17 protein-coding genes and 1 tRNA gene are annotated in these 16,909 nt (G+C 60.2%); 6 read left to right on the forward strand and 12 right to left on the reverse strand.

All coding sequences use genetic code 11. The features are described 5' to 3' along the window. Window positions 1–3: 3 nt before the first annotated feature. The 3 genes from FHU41_RS08110 to FHU41_RS08120 all read right to left on the reverse strand — a co-directional run bounded on the left by FHU41_RS08110 (window position 4) and on the right by FHU41_RS08120 (window position 2,575). Entirely contained in the window at window positions 4–450 is a 447-nt protein-coding gene (locus tag FHU41_RS08110) for a MarR family transcriptional regulator (RefSeq protein ID WP_179389197.1), read from the reverse strand. A gap of 43 nt (window positions 451–493) precedes the next feature. Next, window positions 494–1,873, reverse strand: coding sequence for an MFS transporter (locus tag FHU41_RS08115; RefSeq protein ID WP_343046290.1), 1,380 nt, complete (start codon window positions 1,871–1,873; stop codon window positions 494–496). Window positions 1,874–1,975: 102 nt separating this feature from the next. After that, on the reverse strand, window positions 1,976–2,575 hold the full coding sequence (locus FHU41_RS08120; RefSeq protein ID WP_179389198.1) for a sunset domain-containing protein: 600 nt from the start codon (window positions 2,573–2,575) through the stop codon (window positions 1,976–1,978). A gap of 249 nt (window positions 2,576–2,824) precedes the next feature. Between FHU41_RS08120 and FHU41_RS08125 the strand changes: the two genes are divergently transcribed. Then, window positions 2,825–3,646, forward strand: coding sequence for a COG4705 family protein (locus FHU41_RS08125; RefSeq protein WP_179389199.1), 822 nt, complete (start codon window positions 2,825–2,827; stop codon window positions 3,644–3,646). Between the two features lie 100 nt (window positions 3,647–3,746). Here the strand turns inward: FHU41_RS08125 and FHU41_RS08130 are convergent. Beyond that, window positions 3,747–3,828: transfer RNA gene (locus tag FHU41_RS08130), tRNA-Tyr, on the reverse strand. A gap of 87 nt (window positions 3,829–3,915) precedes the next feature. Next, a complete protein-coding gene (locus FHU41_RS08135; RefSeq protein WP_179389200.1) occupies window positions 3,916–4,167 on the reverse strand; it encodes a hypothetical protein in 252 nt (83 codons plus the stop codon). Between the two features lie 392 nt (window positions 4,168–4,559). Between FHU41_RS08135 and FHU41_RS08140 the strand changes: the two genes are divergently transcribed. Next, window positions 4,560–5,048: a YajQ family cyclic di-GMP-binding protein gene (locus FHU41_RS08140; protein WP_179389201.1), complete on the forward strand. Its 489-nt coding sequence runs from the start codon at window positions 4,560–4,562 to the stop codon at window positions 5,046–5,048. On the opposite strand, the gene FHU41_RS08145 is transcribed toward FHU41_RS08140, so the two are convergent. Next, complete coding sequence (locus FHU41_RS08145; RefSeq protein ID WP_179389202.1) at window positions 4,957–6,288, reverse strand: acyltransferase family protein; 1,332 nt, start codon at window positions 6,286–6,288, stop codon at window positions 4,957–4,959. The two genes, FHU41_RS08140 and FHU41_RS08145, sit on opposite strands and share 92 nt — an antisense overlap. 217 nt (window positions 6,289–6,505) lie before the next feature. On the opposite strand from FHU41_RS08145, the gene FHU41_RS08150 reads away from it, so the two are divergent. Further along, window positions 6,506–7,276, forward strand: a complete 771-nt coding sequence (locus tag FHU41_RS08150; protein ID WP_179389203.1) for a VOC family protein — start codon at window positions 6,506–6,508, stop codon at window positions 7,274–7,276. A gap of 84 nt (window positions 7,277–7,360) precedes the next feature. Here the strand turns inward: FHU41_RS08150 and FHU41_RS08155 are convergent, their stop codons facing one another. From FHU41_RS08155 to FHU41_RS08175, 5 genes are all read right to left on the reverse strand, one after another. Continuing rightward, on the reverse strand, window positions 7,361–8,017 hold the full coding sequence (locus FHU41_RS08155; RefSeq protein ID WP_179389204.1) for a response regulator: 657 nt from the start codon (window positions 8,015–8,017) through the stop codon (window positions 7,361–7,363). After that, window positions 8,014–9,228, reverse strand: a complete 1,215-nt coding sequence (locus FHU41_RS15290) for a histidine kinase (RefSeq protein ID WP_179389205.1) — start codon at window positions 9,226–9,228, stop codon at window positions 8,014–8,016. Before FHU41_RS15290 ends, FHU41_RS08155 begins: the two co-directional genes overlap by 4 nt. A 67-nt stretch (window positions 9,229–9,295) precedes the next feature. After that, a complete protein-coding gene (locus FHU41_RS08165) occupies window positions 9,296–9,976 on the reverse strand; it encodes a histidine phosphatase family protein (RefSeq protein ID WP_179389206.1) in 681 nt (226 codons plus the stop codon). 16 nt (window positions 9,977–9,992) lie between these two features. After that, on the reverse strand, window positions 9,993–11,264 hold the full coding sequence (locus FHU41_RS08170; protein ID WP_179389207.1) for an MFS transporter: 1,272 nt from the start codon (window positions 11,262–11,264) through the stop codon (window positions 9,993–9,995). Window positions 11,265–11,437: 173 nt separating this feature from the next. Then, window positions 11,438–12,343 (reverse strand): LysR family transcriptional regulator, encoded by a 906-nt coding sequence (locus tag FHU41_RS08175; protein WP_179389208.1) that lies wholly within the window; start codon window positions 12,341–12,343, stop codon window positions 11,438–11,440. Window positions 12,344–12,415: 72 nt separating this feature from the next. Between FHU41_RS08175 and FHU41_RS08180 the strand changes: the two genes are divergently transcribed. The 3 genes from FHU41_RS08180 to FHU41_RS08190 are packed head-to-tail and all read left to right on the forward strand — an operon-like array spanning window position 12,416 to window position 15,454. After that, on the forward strand, window positions 12,416–13,378 hold the full coding sequence (locus tag FHU41_RS08180; RefSeq protein WP_179389209.1) for a DMT family transporter: 963 nt from the start codon (window positions 12,416–12,418) through the stop codon (window positions 13,376–13,378). A 55-nt stretch (window positions 13,379–13,433) separates the two neighbouring features. Next, a complete protein-coding gene (locus FHU41_RS08185; protein ID WP_425503281.1) occupies window positions 13,434–13,940 on the forward strand; it encodes a Fur family transcriptional regulator in 507 nt (168 codons plus the stop codon). Continuing rightward, window positions 13,937–15,454: a catalase gene (locus tag FHU41_RS08190; RefSeq protein ID WP_179389211.1), complete on the forward strand. Its 1,518-nt coding sequence runs from the start codon at window positions 13,937–13,939 to the stop codon at window positions 15,452–15,454. Before FHU41_RS08185 ends, FHU41_RS08190 begins: the two co-directional genes overlap by 4 nt. A gap of 241 nt (window positions 15,455–15,695) precedes the next feature. Here the strand turns inward: FHU41_RS08190 and FHU41_RS08195 are convergent, their stop codons facing one another. Next, window positions 15,696–16,880: a serine hydrolase gene (locus FHU41_RS08195; protein ID WP_179389212.1), complete on the reverse strand. Its 1,185-nt coding sequence runs from the start codon at window positions 16,878–16,880 to the stop codon at window positions 15,696–15,698. Window positions 16,881–16,909: the final 29 nt, after the last annotated feature.

A 16,909-nucleotide genomic window follows, 5' to 3' on the forward strand; every position in this document is an offset into this window, starting at 1 on the left:
TTCCTAGTTTCCTGTCGTCATAATGTTGTTCAGTCGCGAGATCACCGGCAGAGCGGTTCGCAATTGTTCCCGCTCCCGCGGGGCCAGGTGCTCCAGTAATTCCGCCATGAGTTGGTTCCGCCGGGCATTGCTTTTCTCCGCCGCTTGCCTGCCCGCTTCGCTGAGGCGGACCACGACGGCGCGCGAGTCACCCGGATCTGCTCTGCGTTCTAAGAATCCGGCGGCTTCGAGTTTCTTGATTGACTCGGTGGCGCTTGGCACCCGGACACCGAGGTTGGCGGCGATCGCACTGACCCGCAATCCGCCGTCGGCCATCATGTTCAAGACGCTCAGCTGGGCTGCGGAAAGTTCAGAGTCCAGATCGAGTTGCCGGGTAAGAAACACGGTTTGCCGCAGCGAGTTTCTGAAGTCGGCGGCCAAATCGAGGAGTTCTGCCTCTGTTGTTCTCACGGTTAGGTAGCCTAACAGTTAGGCTACCTAACTACAACTTGGATTACTGTTTAGCGGCTGGTCGCCACAGGATGGTGATTAGCAAGGCCAGCAGACTCAGCACAATCATGGAGCCGACCAGCCAAGCCCAAGCGGTCTGATCGACGCCCGGCGCATAAAAGATTCCGATCAGCACGGTGGCGCTAATGGCGCCGATATAGCGACAAGTCTGCAAGATTCCGGCAGCTACCCCGGCGTCCTCGGCTCGGGTGGAGGCATACATGCCCTGACTGGAGGCAATGCTGACGGCACTATAGGGCAAGCCAAGCGCGGCGGCCAGAATAACAATCAGCCAGACCTGATAGCTGAGCACCAGCAGCCCCAGTAGTGCTGCCCCGAGCAAAAGGGTAATCACCCCGATGATCAGCACCCCGCGCACCCCAAAACGATCGATCGCCCGAGCCGCAAACGGGGTGGCAATCACTGAAACGGCAGCGAGCGGGAGCATCAGCAAGCCGACAATATTGGCTGGGTAGCCTGCCGACTCTTCGAAGAGCTGAGGCAAGCCAAAGAAGGCTATGTAATAGACACCGTTGAAGACGGCGAAGGCCAGATAAATCAGCAGTAATGGCCGGTTTCGGCCTAGCAAGCGCAGATCCAGAAACGGCCGCCCGGCTTTGAGTTCGCGCCAGGCAAAAAGGGCGGCAGCCGCTGGAGCCAGTGCGAGCAGCAGCCAGCGATAACCGGGAAGCGCGTCCAGCAAACCCATCAACAGCAACACCAGGGTCGCGGTGAAGGCAAGGATGCCCGGTAGATCCGAGGCTTTGATCAACTCGCCCAATCTGCCTTTCTCCCTGGGCGGATCTGCGGGGGCAAAGAACTGCACTCCGAGCAATGCGAGCAGGGAAAGCGGCACATTGATATAGAACAGCGACGGCCAGCCGATAGAACTCACCAGCAAGCCGCCCACTACGGGCCCAATGGCCGCACCAGCAGTGCTGGCCATCTGGATCCGTGCCAACGGACGAGTGGAACTCACCTTAGCCGCTTCGCTGAGCGTGCGAACCATCACTACCGCACTCGGGAAGGCAGTTGCGGTACCCAGGGCCATAAAGACCCTGGCCAGGCAGACCAGGAAAAAGCTTCCGGCGAAGGGAGCCACGGCACAGGTCACCGCTACCAGCGCCATCCCGAAAGTGAAAAGTCGTTTCGGCCCGAAACGGTCTGCCAGCCTGCCCATCAGAGGCTGCCCAGCAGCCGAGGTGAGGTAAAAGGCGGTGATCACCCAGGTGACGGTGGCGACGTCGAGCTTGAAATCTCCTCGCAGCATCACCAGAGCCACCGCGATCATGGAGGAGTTGAGCGGGTTGAGGGCGGCCCCCAAGCTCAAGGCGGTGGTACTCAGTCCTAGCGAAAAAGGCCTTTGCGCTCCGTGGATGGTCACTACGCCAGTCTGCTCTGACTTAGTTGCTCGGACGAATCGTGTCCAGGTTTTGAACCCCGAGTTACCCGGGCTAGGTCCGCTAACTCATCGAGAAACCAGCTTTTAGACCTTGGACTTGCGGTACCCGGCCTTGACCGCAGCGGTCTCATTCGCGAAACAGAGCTCTGGATTGGTCACCTTATAAAAGCGCTGGCCCGGTAAGTGATAGATGTGGCTGCTCTTGTTGCCCTTGATCGGAGCCCAGGCTGGACAGCTGTTTTTGCTGATCGGCTTGGCCACGGCAGGCAGCACCTGGACGTACCATTGCGAACTGCTGGCGGCCTTGAGCGAACCGGTGGCGGGAAGCCGCACCGACCAGCGCCCGGACACGCTCGGCACCTGTTTGATGTTCAGGTAACCGCTGGTAGTGGTTTTCACCGTGCGCACCAGGGCGTTGGGCTTCACCCCATCCGGATCGAAGTAAACGGCAATGCTGAGCGTGCCGGTCTTGACCCAGTTCTTCCCCAGCAGGCGCTGAAACTGAGTCTTGAGAGTGATCGAATTGCCCAGGTAGACCTTCGCAGGCCCAGCCGAGAACCCTGCCGCGCGGGTGCTCACGGTAGGGGCCGCCGTCGCACTGGCAGTGCCAAATCCAAGGCTTGCTAGGGCGGCAATCGCCAGAGCAGCGACACCGATTCTGACCGAGTGGACGCGGAGCGACATGATGGATTTTCTCTCTAAGATGCCTAAGATCCACGACCGTGGAAACTCTAGCGTAATCAACGGTTTCACCCCGGTCAACGGGTACTCAGTCGGCCGGTCTCCTGATGAGCAGCCGCTGTTGATCTGTGCTGGATCCGCTATGAATGAGGCTTTCCGAGAGCGTGGCATGAGATGCTCGGGAGGATCCTGGTGAGCGGCTACGGACTCTTTTGCCGCGCCGGTAAATTCTCTACAAGGAACGGACGCAAAATGGCGGGTGCTGCGAACCCTGATCGACTGGAAGCGGATACCTCGACTACTCATGAGCCGGGTGGTCCACTCAACCAGGGCCGGAGCCTCGCGATAAAGGTTCCCGAGGTCACGGCCCTGTTCTGGATCGTCAAAGTCCTGACCACCGGGATGGGCGAAACAGCCAGCGATTTCTTCGCCCAAACCGTCGATCCAGTAATCGCAGTGGGAGCCACCGGCGTCGTTCTACTACTTGCCCTGGTACTGCAATTCCGGACCAAGCGATACGTGCCCGCTGCGTACTGGTTCGCCGTCGTCATGGTCAGTGTTTTCGGCACCATGGCCGCCGATGTACTCCACGTGGTAATCGGGATCCCCTACACGGTTTCAACAGTGCTCTTTCTGGTGATCCTGGCCGCGATCTTCCTGCTCTGGCGTCGGGTAGAGGGGACTCTGTCGATCCACAGCATCGATACCAGCCGCCGCGAAGCCTTCTACTGGCTCACCGTGCTCACAACATTCGCCCTCGGTACCGCCGCCGGAGACCTAACCGCAACAACCTTCCACTGGGGCTACCTAGGCTCCGGCATCGTCTACGCCCTAATAATCGCAGTGCCAGGCATCGCCTTCTGGAAATTCCGCCTAAACGCCGTTTTCGCCTTCTGGTTCGCCTACATCCTGACCCGCCCCCTAGGCGCATCCTTTGCCGACTGGCTAGCCGTCACACCAGAACGCGGTGGCCTCAACTGGGGCACCGGCCAAGTCACCATCGCCCTAGCAATCCTCATCATCCTTCTCGTCGGATACCTCGCACTCAAACGACAGAAAAAACCACTAACCTAAACAACCGCCAGATGCGAGAGACAATCCGGAAATGACGCTCCAGGCCCCTAGGAACGAAAGAAGGCCCGGAATCTCAATGATTCCGGGCCTTCATACTCGGTGGCAGATGAGGGATTCGAACCCCCGTAGGCGTTGCCAGCTGATTTACAGTCAGCCCCCTTTGGCCGCTCGGGTAATCTGCCATGAGCGACTCCCCTGAGGGAGCAACACAACTTTACAGAACAACTGGCTCAGAATCGAATCGCCACGATCAGGAGTCGAAAATGGGCTCAGGAATCATCCTCATTGAGCCGTTTGAAGAGGCGCTGTTCGAACTTGCTAGCCTGCTCCGGGGTCACCTGTCGCAAGGCGATCGCTCGGGCTAAGTCCTGATGCACCCCGGCAACTCGCGCCGTGGTGCTCACCGGCGCGGTCGGCACCGGAGCGAAGGCCGTCATCGCGGCCACCGTCGCTGCTGCCAGCATCGTGCCAGCCGCTGCCTTAGCTCCTCGAACAATGTAGCGACGTCCTTTCGGGGCCATCCCGTGCTCCTTTCTAGTTCTGCCTTCAGTACTACTCTGACGAGGCCAGATTTGTTCCTACTTCAGATAACCTTGAGAACTGCTTTGAACGCATCAGCCCTGAGGTTGATTTTCGGTAGTTCTCTGGTCTGGTTCTCCGAGCCGCCCCGCCGCTCCGTCGAATCGCTCCCCCTTCTCCGCCGAGCCGCCTCCTCGGTCGCGATAGCTTATTGACCTCGCGATAGCCCAATGTCGCGACCCTGAGCTATCCCGAAGTCATTGGGCTATCGCGAACGTGTTCGGGGCCCTCGGGCTGGGCCCACACAGCCAAGGGCCCCGGTGTGAGGCACGAACACTGGGAGGCTGTGGGGATAAGCTGGGAGCCAAAGAATTCGAAACAATGAGGAGGAATGATGGCGAGCGATTCCACATTCGATGTAGTCAGCAAGGTCGATAAGCAAGAAGTTGCCAACGCCCTGAACCAAGCGCAGAAGGAAATCGCCCAGCGCTACGATTTCAAGGGCGTCGGCGCGGAGATCGACTTTAGCGGTGAAAAGATCCTGCTCAAGGCAAACTCGGACGAGCGGGTCAAAGCGGTTCTGGACGTCTTTGAAAGCAAACTCATCAAACGCGGCATCTCGCTGAAATCCCTTGACGCTGGGGAACCCTTTGCCTCCGGCAAGGAGTACCGCTTGGAAGCCTCAATCGTAGAGGGCATCGCCCAAGATATTGCCAAGAAGATCACCAAGTTGATCCGCGATGAAGGCCCCAAGAGCGTGAAAGCCCAGATCCAGGGTGACGAACTCCGGGTCAGCTCAAAATCGCGCGACGACTTGCAGGCCACCATGTCTCTTTTGAAAAACTTCGAGGACGCAGACCTGCAGTTCGTGAATTTGCGCTAACCAAGCCCACCGCCGTCGTCAGAGCAACGCTGGCCAGCATCCAGGCCACCGGGCTAGCCCCCAAGGCCAAGACCAGGACGACGGCGGTAACGGCCAGCGCGGTTGCCGTAGCTGCGTGTCGGGGAGGCTGAGCCGCATTCAGATTACCGGGCAGTTTCTCGAAACGGCTCAGGTATGCCACCGCCGGAATGAGTGCCACGAGCAGGGCGAGCAACCAGATTACTCGGCTGGCCCACCAAGCTGGACTGAGCGGCTCCGGCATAGGCATTCCGAGGATCAGCATTCCGCCGATCAGCGCCGCCATCACCGAAGCATGCCACAGGTAAATGGTCAGTGATTTGGCATTGGCGAAGTCGCTCACTCGTCGTACCGAAGGCCGTTCGACGGCGGCTTGTAAACGTGGGCGTAGCAATTCCATTAGGGCGAGCTGGGCCACTCCGAGTAAAAGCAGGGGGAAGCGCGGCGGATTCAGGTTCTGCAACATGTCCAGAGGCCAGAATCCCAGCACAGCGCCAAGCAAAAGAGCTCCTAGGGACAGTCCGAAGGACGTCAGCAGCACGGCTTTACCCAATCGAATACCTTCAGCAACAAAGAAGCCGAGCTGCTGCATCAGCGCCCAAACGAAGATCAGATTCAAATAGCCGATAGCCTCGATGCCACTTGCCGACCGGGCTAAATCAACCGCCAGCACCGCGATCAGTAAAGCGAATACGGTTGGCCATTTGGCTCGGCGATGAGCCGCCGCCATCAACGGCACCACCGCCGAGCAACCCAGGTATACAGCCAGAAACCACATAGGCTGCGAAATTCTGAACCCGATCTGGCTCAGCAAATCCAGTGGGACCCCCAAAAGCGCCAGCAGTGCCAGGCTCGCTCCGACTACCCCGAACACAATGAACGAGGGCCTCGCCAGCCGCAATAGCCGTTCCCGGACAAAGCTGGCCGCTGATATCCCGGCGGCACGACGACGCTGCCAAGCACCGTAGCTTGAAAAGCCACCCAGGATGAAGAACAGCGGCATCACCTGCAGGAACAGGGAAAGCACCGCGAAGAAACCCTGCCCCTCAAAGGCATTAGTCACCTGCCAGCCCAAAGCTCCCTGTTGCACGCCCATCATGAGGCCGTGGAAAAGTACCACCACCAACAGGCAGGCCGCCCGCGCAAGGTCCACCACGTCGTCGCGCTTTTTCTGCTGGCTGGTTGAATACTGGGGAAGCGGCTGAATCTTGGCCGTGCTCACAATCGTCTCCTTGTCGAGTTGCCGAGTTCCGTCTCTGCTTGCAGACTATGGAGACGGTTGCGCCGGAGACATCGCCCAGCGGAGCTGTTCGGTGGCACTACCTCGGTAGCAGCCCAGGGCTCACAGCTAGCTCCCTGGAGGCAGATATTGAAACGGTCGGTACCTCGGCATAAGGTCAAGGTGAGACGGCACAGGTCGTCAAGAAACAGGAGTAATGATGTCTGAATCTGAAATTCCGGCTGGCGCGCCCTGCTGGGTCGATCTGATGACCTCAGATCCGGAGAAATCCAAGAACTTCTATGCCACGCTCTTCGGCTGGACCTACGAAACCGGCGACGAAGAAAAGTACGGCGGTTACGTCGTGGCGTTCAAGGACGGCAAGAGCGTAGCCGGCTTAATGGCCAATGAACCCGGCTCCGGCTATCCGGATGTTTGGAGCACCTACCTGCGTACCGATGACATCGATAAGACGATTGAGCTGACCACGGGCAACGGCGGCCAGGTATATCTGCCTCCTATGGAGGTCCCGGAACAGGGCAAAATGGCGATGATCGGCGATCCGGCCGGTGCCTCAGTTGGCGTTTGGGAATTCGGCGGCCATACCGGCTTTGAGCTGCAGGCAGCAGCCGGCGCACCCGCTTGGTTTGAGGTGCACAGCAAGAACTACTCGGAGGCGTTGAAGTTCTACCAGAACGTCTTCGGCTGGCAGACTGCCACCCTCTCCGATACCGATGAGTTCCGCTACTCCACCCTTGGAGAAGGCGACAATGCGAAAGCGGGCATCATGGATTCCGCTTCGTTCCTGCCGGAGGGTGTTCCTTCCAACTGGCAGATCTACTTCGAGGTAGAAAATGCCGATGAAACCATTGCTAAGGCTCTTGAGCTGGGTGCACAGGTCATCAACGAGGCCGAGGACACTCCCTTCGGACGGATCGCCGGGTTGACCGACCCCACCGGCGCTCAGTTCAAGCTAGTCCAGAACCTCTAACTCACATCGAGTGTGGAGATCTGCATCCTAAGACCACTCCAAAACGTGCAGATCTCCACACTCGGCGAGGTCACGGCTGCCGAGTCAGGCGGGTTCCACCAGGCCGGTGTCATAAGCCAGCACCACGGCCTGCACCCTATCGCGCAAATCAAGCTTGTTCAGCACCTTTGAAACGTGGGTTTTCACGGTCTGCTCCGCAATGAAGAGTTCGGCGGCGATCTCCTGATTGGACAGGCCACGGCCCACCAAAGTGAGTACCTCACGCTCCCGATCCGTCAGGCCGTTCAACCTCGCGGTGTGCACGGCGGCTCGCGGACGGCTCTTGCTGAAATTCTCGATCAATCGCTTGGTCACGCTCGGTGCCAGCAGGGCTTCTCCGGCCGCGACGATCCGCACCGCAGAAACCAGTTCGTCCGCCAAGGCATCCTTTAACAGAAATCCGCTGGCTCCTAGGGCCAGGGCATCGTAGACATAGTCGTCGATATCAAAGGTGGTCAGCATCAGAACCCTGGTGCCATATCCGCCAGCGATGATCTTAGAAGCAGCCTCTAAGCCATTGAGCTCTGGCATCCGGACATCGAGCAGGGCTACCTGGGGATGCAGTTTGGCACACATGGATACCGCCTCCGCCCCATTTTCGGCCTGGCCAAGAACCTCAATATCGGGTTGCGCGTTCAGTAAGGCGGCAAAACCGGCCCTCACCATCGCCTGATCGTCTGCCAGCAGTACGGTAATCGTCATGGCCGCTTCCCCGCCTTTTCGTTTGTTGCCGGCCCCAGTATCCGGGGCAGCCGGGCTTCTACTTGGAAGCCGCCGTCGTCGGTTGGCCCATACCTGAGCGTACCGCCCATCACTTGCACCCGCTCCTGCATGCCGATCAGACCGTGCCCGCCGCTATGTTCGCTGGAATTCAGCACGGCGGGGCGGTTCTGCACTAGCACCACAATCCGCTCCCCCGGCTGGGTGATTCGCACCGTGGCGCGAGAATCCGGCGCATGCCGCACCACGTTGCTCAGCGCTTCCTGCACAATCCGATAAACCGTTAAGCCCAGAATGGGGCCAGGATCAAAGCCCGCGGGAGTGGAGATATCGACGGCGATTCCGGCTCGCCGGATTGACTCCACCAGAGCCTTCAGGTCAGCCGCGCCGGGCTGCGGCACGGTTTCCTTATCGGTGTTCTCCGCCCTCAGCACCCCGAGCATATGCCGCATTTCGGTCATCGCCCGGCGTGAATGTTCGGCGATCTCCTCGAACTCCGCGGCAACCTTCTCATCCATCCCCGGGTAGCGGTAGCGCGCGGTGGTGGCCTGCACTGTGACCAGGGACATGCCATGTGCCACCACATCGTGCAGCTCTCGGGCTATCCCGGCCCGTTCCTCCACCAGTTGACGACGCGCTGCTTCCGCGGCGCTGACGTTCCGTTCCGCGGTTAGCTGGGTGCGGATCAATTGCCACTGTCGGGCGACGCAGGAAGCCACCACCAGGCCGAACCCCACCGAGGCGAAGACCACCAGGTTCCCGGTCTCATTGGCGGTGAAAAATAGACTTCCGATCCTGGATCCACCTATTGCGACGGCTCCCAAGCTGCCCAGCCAACCGAGAGCGGCAACGTACCAAGGTGCTCTTAGGCCGCAGATTGCCAGGATGATGAGTTGGGTCAGCATGCCGACGATGGTGAAAGGCTTGGCCGAGGTGCTGCTGGGCTCCAGGGCCGCGGCAATCAGCAAAACAGAGATTAGCGAGGCGATCATTCCGAGGAAGGGCCGGAAATAGCTCAATAACAGGCTGCCAGCATGCGCCGCCGCCAGCAGCAACCCGATCACGATATTCATGCTGTAAACCGTGGTGTTCAAGGTGGCGGCGACGGCGAGCAGGATCAGTGCCACTATCAGTAAAATAATCCGATCCCAGCGGACCTGCGAAAGCGGACCTAGCTCTCTGACTTTCTGCACGGCGACGGAACCAGCCCGGGTGCCGGGTCTGCGTTGTTTCTTCTCGCCGAGCTGGGGAGCTTTCGGCTTAGCGCGTTTCAGCGTTCACCTCTTCGATCTCAGGACCATCGTGGTGGGTGTCGGCGAGTTCCGGGCCGCCTATTGGCTCACCGATCCAGGAAACGATTCTCCAGGGTCGTTCGGCGTCGCCGCCGCTGTTCTCCAGAATGACCATGCCGGTATTGCTCAAATCGTACTTTTGCGGGTTTTCCAGGTCCGTATTCGCTGCCCGGCAGGCGGCCCAGGCACGAATCATCGCACCATGACTGACCACTGCCACATTCTGCAGGCCCGCCTCAGAAATCTCCCGGATTACCTCGTCGAATCGGCTCAGCACCTCGGCGCCGGTTTCACCGCCCGGCATTCGCAGTTCGCGCTCGCCCAGCAACCAGGCATAGACCACCTTGAGATAGCTCTTGATTGAGGGAAGGTCTCCGGCGAGCTCCAAGTCCCCCGCAGAGATCTCGCGCAGCCCTTCACGGACCTGCAGGTCCAAGCCGCGGGCTTCTACCAGCGGCTGAGCGGTCTGCTGGGCGCGTAGTGCAACCGAGGCATAAATGGCGTCCAGGGGCAGTTCCGCGAGAGCCGGCACCAGAGCCTGAGCCTGTTGTTCTCCTAGCTCGGTCAGAGCCGGTCCGGGCAGAGCGGTATCAAGAAGTCTGCGGACATTCGACGGGGTTTGGCCGTGTCGGATTAGGATCAAGCGCATACCCCTATTCTCACACTTACGGCTCGGGACTTCTCGCGTCATAGCGAAGGAATCGGGGCTGCAAGCGCAGCAGCAACCAGAGCGCTGCAATACAGAGCAGGCCGCCGATCAGCGCAGCCATAGCCTCACCCAGCAATTGCCCGCTGCTCCCGGCAAAAAGATCACCAAGTCTCGGGCCTCCAGCAACCACCACCACGAAGATTCCCTGTAGCCGTCCGCGCAGATGATCGGGGGTGGCTGACTGCAGGATGGTCGAGCGGAAAACTCCGCTGATCGAATCGGCTATGCCGGAAATGATCAGTAGTGCGACGGCGGCCACCAGCCAGGGTGAGTTCCCGTCCCCTTGGTGCTTACCCGCCAGCAGCAGTACGAGGCCAAGGGCGGCAATCGAACCACCCCAGATGGTAATGCAAATTCCCACAGCTAAACCCTGTTTGCGAACCTTGCCGAGCGGGCCGGAGAACAGCGCGGCGAGCAGCGAGCCAATGGCCACGGCGGCCAGTAGCAGCCCCGCGGTGGCATCGCCGCCGCCTAACCAGACCGCGCCGATGGCAGGAAAGAGCGCCCGCGGCATCGCGAAGATCATGGCACAGAGGTCAACTAAAAAGGTCATTCTGATATTGGGGCGGAGCGCCAGGAACCGGAATCCTTCGAAAACAGATCGCAGTCCCGCCTTATGGGGCTCTCCCTCGGGCGGCATTTTCGGCAGGCTGAACACCGCCCAGAGTGAGGCGGTGAAGGTGAGTACATCGATCAGATAGGTCCAGCCGTAACCAATGCTGCTCACCAGGAATCCTGCCAACAGGGGGCCGATGCTCATGCCCACACCGAAGACGATCATGTTCAGCGCGTTGGCCGCCGGGAGCAGTTCCGGCCGCACCAGGCGGGGAATGATGGCGCTGCGCGCCGATTGGTTAATACCCATGGCCGCACTTTGCAGCCCGGCAAAAACGTAGAGAATCCAGGGCTGCCCTAACTGCAACAGGGCTTGAGCGGCAACTCCGATGGTGATCAGCCACATCGCCACTGAGGAGATGAGCGCCACTCGTCTCCGGTCGTGGGCATCGACGATGGAGCCGCCGTAGAGCCCGGCAATAATGAGCGGGACAAGCGAGAAAATCCCAAGTAGCCCGACCGCGAACGTTGACTGAGTGAGTGAGTAAACCTGCAAGCTCATGGCCACCAGGGTCAACTGCGACCCCACGGAGGACAGCGCAACACCGGTCCACAGCCGACGGTAAGCAGGGCTCTCCCGAAGCGGACTAATGTCCGCAAGCAACTTTCTCACCCGCCTAAGCGTACCGCCAGGGTTCCCTAGCCGAGCGCAGCGAGGGAAGGGAAGGCAGTGCGCGGTATCCCCTCAGCCTCCCACGGCTCGTACCTCGCAGCGGTGCCCTCAGCTGCGTGGCCCCAGCCAGGGTTCCCTGGCCGAGCGCAGCGAGGTAAGGGAAGGCGGTGCGCTTAGGGGTTCAACAACTGCGCCGAGATCCGGTGCAAACTCTGGAGCACCGCCTGCACATTGCCGCGTTGAATAACTTCCGGGCGCATCAGGCAGTCCACCTGTCGGCCCAATTGGGGGAAGACTAGCGGCTTGAGCACAAGACCCGGATAAATGCGTTGCTCAATCGTGTACCGAGGCATCAGGGCAATGCAATCGCTGGCTTCCACGAGCCTGGCCGTGACGTAAAACTCGTTGATCTGATGAACAATCTTTGCCTCCTGTCCGCAAAGGCTGGAAATGAGTTCGATAGCTCCGCGCAGGGGGAAGCCTTGATGCACGGCGATCCACGACTCATCGCGCAGATCCGAGACTTCGAGTGAACCCTTAGCTGCCAGCCGATGGCTCACCGGCATCGCGACGTCCAGCGGTTCATAGAACAACGGTTCTACCCTCACGGAGACCGGCCAGGGCGAACCATTGGCGAGCCGATGCCCAATCACCAGATCGTAATCTGAGACCAGCTTCGGGAAATCCTCCTGAGCCACATCCTCGTCGCAGAAGGAGACTTCGGTGCCGTTCGCCGTCGAAAACTCTGCCAGTAGTTCGGGGAAGAGCGCCCAGCTCGCACTGTGGAAAGCGGCAATGCTGACCCGCCCGGCCGGTTCTTCCTGAAAGGTGCGCACCGCCTCGGCCGCAAATTCGAGCGCTGCCTCCACCCCGACCGCCGCGGCAGCCAGCGCCTGCCCCGCGTCGGTGAGTGCGGTGCGCCTACCGTCCTTATAGGTCAGGGCGCAGCCTGCTGACCGCGCCAGGGCGCTGAGCTGCTGAGAGACAGAGGACGGAGTAACCCGTAGAGCCCGGGCGACGGCGGCAATGCTGCCCCGGTCTCGCAACTCACGGAGCGCTCGTAGTTGCGCAAGTTCCATTAGTTCAAACTAATGTATTGCACACTAAAACAACACCTTGTTTTCCCTAATATTTGCTTCGAAGCTAAGAGGATGACTCCCCCACGCGAACAAAGAACCTGGTCCAGCACTCGCGTCGATGTATTGCTGCTCTGCGTTGCACTGGTCTGGGGCAGTAGTTACCTGGCAGCAAAGCAGCTCACCGAGCAGGCGAGTGTGCCCGCCGTGCTTTCAATCCGGTTCGGCATTGCCGCACTGGCTCTACTGCCGCTGTGGTGGTGGAAGACGAGGAAGCTGCCCAGCCGTGCCGAGTTGATCGTTGGAACGATACTCGGGCTTAGCCAGGCATCCGTCTTGCTGTTGGAGACCTATGGCGTGGCCGGAACCAGTGCCACCAACGCCGGGTTGATCATTAGCCTCACGGTGATCTTTACCCCGCTGCTAGAGTCGGCTTCCAACAGAGCCTGGTTGCCGCCGTCGTTCTTCATAGCCGCCACTCTTGCCGTGGTCGGGGTTGCCCTATTAGTCTCCGGCAATGGTTTTCGGGCTCCGAATCTCGGTGACCTGCTGATGCTCGGGGCTGCCGGGGTGCGTGCTTTCCATGTCACCCTGATGGGGCGGCTCACCCAGCGCAAACCCTTCAGCTCCTTCAGCATCACTTTGATTCAGACTGTGGTGTGCGTGCTTGTTTTCTCAGCACTGGATCCCTCCGGTCTCGGCTCCGCAATCCAGAATTTTCAGCTCCCGCAATGGCTAGGCGCCCTGTACCTGGGCCTCGCCTGCAGTGTCTTCGCTTTTCTGGTGCAGCTATGGGCCATTCGGCAAACCTCACCCTCCCGCGCCAGCTTGCTGATGGGCACTGAACCCGTTTGGGCTGTGCTGATCGGGGTCACTCTTGGCGGGGAGCTGCTCGGCTGGCTAGGCGCAGCGGGTGCCGCTTTGATCATCGGAGCCACCTATGCCGGGCAGCGGATCGAAACGGCCTCTCGGCTTCGCCGAGCGGCCAAGCAACGAACAGAGAATGCTCCAGCAGAGCCCTCCATCCCGGCAGTGTAGAAGACTTAGGTTCACCTTATTACGAATCACTCAGAATAAGTGTTTGACTGGTTGGGTGAGTGTGACGCTAGGCACCAATGCCGCAGAAGAGGCCGTGCAGCGGGACTGGCAATCCCGCCTGCGGTCCGCTGGCCGCAGGGTCACCCGGCAACGCATCGCGGTGCTCACGGCAGCAGATTCGGCTCCGCATCTGGACGCCGAGCACATTTGGCGGGCCGCGAAAAGCGAGCTGACCGAGCTGACTCTGCAGAGCGTCTACACCGTGCTGGCCGATCTCACCTCGCTGGGTCTATTGCGCAAAATCGAACCAACCTCCGGTCCAGCCCGATACGAAACTCGGGTGGGCGATAACCATCACCATGCCGTGTGTATCCGCTGCGGGATGATCGAGGATATCGATTGCGCCGTTGGCCACGCCCCTTGCTTAGATGCCGAGTCCAGCATGACTATTTTCCGTGCAGAAGTCACCTTCTCAGGGCTCTGCGTCGATTGTGCCAGCCAGGATTTCACTGGACAAGATTTCACTCCACCGCAAAGAAATACAACACAAGGAGAGTCATGACCGATCCAATAAGCTCGACCACCCAGTCCGGCGCCCCGGTTCAGTCCGATGCGCATTCACAGAGCGTAGGCCAGGATGGTGCCATTGCGCTGACCGACCATTACTTGGTCGAGAAGCTGGCCCAGTTCAACCGAGAGCGCGTCCCGGAGCGCGTTGTGCACGCTAAGGGTGGCGGCGCCTTCGGCACTTTCGTTACCAAGGAAGATATCTCCAAATACACCAAGGCTGCGCTCTTCCAGCCCGGTGCCGAGACCGAAATGCTAATCCGGTTCTCCTCAGTGGCCGGCGAGCAGGGCTCCCCCGACACCTGGCGTGACCCCCGCGGTTTTGCCATTAAGTTCTACACCTCCGAGGGTAACTACGACCTGGTAGGCAACAACACCCCGGTCTTCTTCATCCGCGACGGTATCAAGTTCCCCGACTTCATCCACTCGCAGAAGCGCCTGCCGGGTTCCAATCTGCGCGATGCCGATATGCAATGGGATTTCTGGACGCTCTCTCCAGAGTCCGCACATCAGGTGACCTGGTTGATGGGCGATCGTGGCCTACCATTGTCCTGGCGCCAGATGCAGGGCTACTCCTCACACACCTACCAGTGGATCAATGCCGAGGGTGAGCGTTTCTGGGTGAAGTACCACTTCCACACCAATCAGGGCGTTGAAGGTATGTCCAACGAGCAGGCAGCCGAGCTGGCTGGCTCCGACGGAGACCACCACATCCGCGATCTCTACGAAGCCATCGACAAGGGCGACTTCCCCTCCTGGGAACTGCACGTCCAGGTGATGCCATACGAGGACGCCAAGGAATACCGGTTCAATCCCTTCGATCTCACCAAGGTCTGGCCGAAGAAGGATTACCCGTTGATTCACGTCGGCACCATGACGTTGAACAAGAACCCGGAGAACTACTTCGCACAGATCGAACAGGCCGCCTTTGCGCCGTCGAACTTCGTGCCCGGCATTGCCGCTTCGCCGGACAAGATGCTGCAGGCTCGAATCTTCTCCTACGCCGATGCTCACCGCTACCGGGTAGGCACCAACCACGCCCAGTTGCCGGTGAACGCCCCGAAGAACGAGGTGCACAACTACTCGCAAAACGGTGCAGCACGCTACCACTTCAATTCTGCAGCCACCCCGAACTATGCACCGAACTCCAAGGGCGGTGCGGCAGCCGACGAGTCGCAGTTCCAGGCTGGCGGCTGGGAGAATGACGGCGAGCTGACCATTGCGGCCGCTCGCCTGCACGCCGAGGACAGCGACTTCGGCCAGGCCGGCACGCTGTACCGCGAGGTTTTCGACGACGGCGCCAAGGCCCGGTTCTTGGAGACCATCACCGGAGCGGTTGGCGGGGTGCAAAACGCTGAGATCAAGGAACGCGCCATCCAGTACTGGACCAACGTTGACGCCGACCTCGGCGCCAAGCTGCGAGCTAACCTCGGCGCGGGCGATCAGGGCTCGGTAGACGGCGCCCTGGCTCAGGGTGGACTGACCGGCGAGCACGACGGCGCTCAGTAGTTTCGGAGGCTCCGGACTCCGAGGATTTTCGGGCTCCAGAGTTCGGAGTCCACGGCTCGCGATAGCCCACTAGCCTCGGGATAGCCCAGAGACTGGCTAGTTGACTATCGCGAAGTCAACGGACTATCCGGAACGCGTTCGCTACCACCGACAGAGCTACAGACGGTGTTACATAAGGAAGGGCGGCTCCCAGGATTCCTGGGAGCCGCCCTTCCTATGTAACCCTTCCTCACGTAAAGAGCTACTTGTTAAAAACAATCCCGCGCAGGGCTCGCTGGAGCCGCAGATGCCGCTCGTCGGAAGCCCCGCTGGGATCGAAGAACATTCGTTGGCCGACATAGCCGTAGGCGATTCCGCTCTCCGGATGCGCGTAGCCCAAGCGCCCGCCCATCCCGGCGTGCCCGAAGGAACCTTCTGCCAGCATCGGCTCACCCTGATGCTCCAGCTGGAACCCCACTCCCCAGCGCGGCTGATCCTGGGCGGTGCCATCGGGAAGCGGTGGACGTTGAATATCGGCGGTCGCGTAACGACGGGCTTGCTCAACAGTCTCTTCCGAGAGCAGCCGAATGCCATCCACCTCGCCGATCACGGCCGCATACATTCGGGCCAGCGCCCGGGCGTTATTGACCCCGTTGGCTCCGGCCATCTGCGCCCGGCGATAAGCCAGGGTATTCGGCCCCGCCTGGCGGCTGTCCGGGGTGAACAGACTCATTAATTGCTGAGTCGTCTCCACACCGGCTGAGACTGCGGGCGGAAGCTGCGCCAGCATCTCGGCTGGCACTTCCGGAGGTAGCTGAATATCTGCGCTATAAGTGGACCGGCGGAACTGCGGCTCCACGGACTCGGGCTCGCCGATCCAGAATTCCAAGCCGAGCGGCCCTGCGATTTCGGCCGCGAAGAAGTCACCCACCCGTTGCCCCGAGACCCGATAAATGATCTCACCCATGAGGGTACCGAAGGTCACCGCGTGGTAGTTGAAGTAGGAGTTCACCGGATAGGCCGGAGCCTGCCCACCGATAGTTGCTTCGGCCAAACCGGGGGTGAAGAATTCCTCGACCGGTCCGGCCAAGAAGGGCAGCGCCGAACGATGTTGGGTGACCTGCCGGACGGTGATCTGGCCCTTACCGTTTGCCGCGAATTCCGGCCAGTAGTGCGATACCGGGGCATCCAGGTCAATCAAGCCGCGCTCCACCAGGCGCAGCAACATAATCGTCGCCGCTCCCTTGGTTGTGGAGAACCCGATGGTGGCGCTGTCCTTCCCCCACGGGGTTCCATCGTGCGGATCAACACCGCCCCAAAGGTCTAGTGCTGCTTTCCCGTGTTGATAGACCGCTAGCGAGGCGCCGTCGTCCAAGCCGTCCTCAAAAAGCGAATCGAAAGCGTCCGCAAGCGGCTGAAATCCATCTGCAACAAATCCTTGGCTCACCTTTGCAGACTATCGCGGCACTCGACCAT

The organism is Psychromicrobium silvestre (assembly GCF_013408295.1).
GTDB lineage: Bacteria > Actinomycetota > Actinomycetes > Actinomycetales > Micrococcaceae > Renibacterium > Renibacterium silvestre.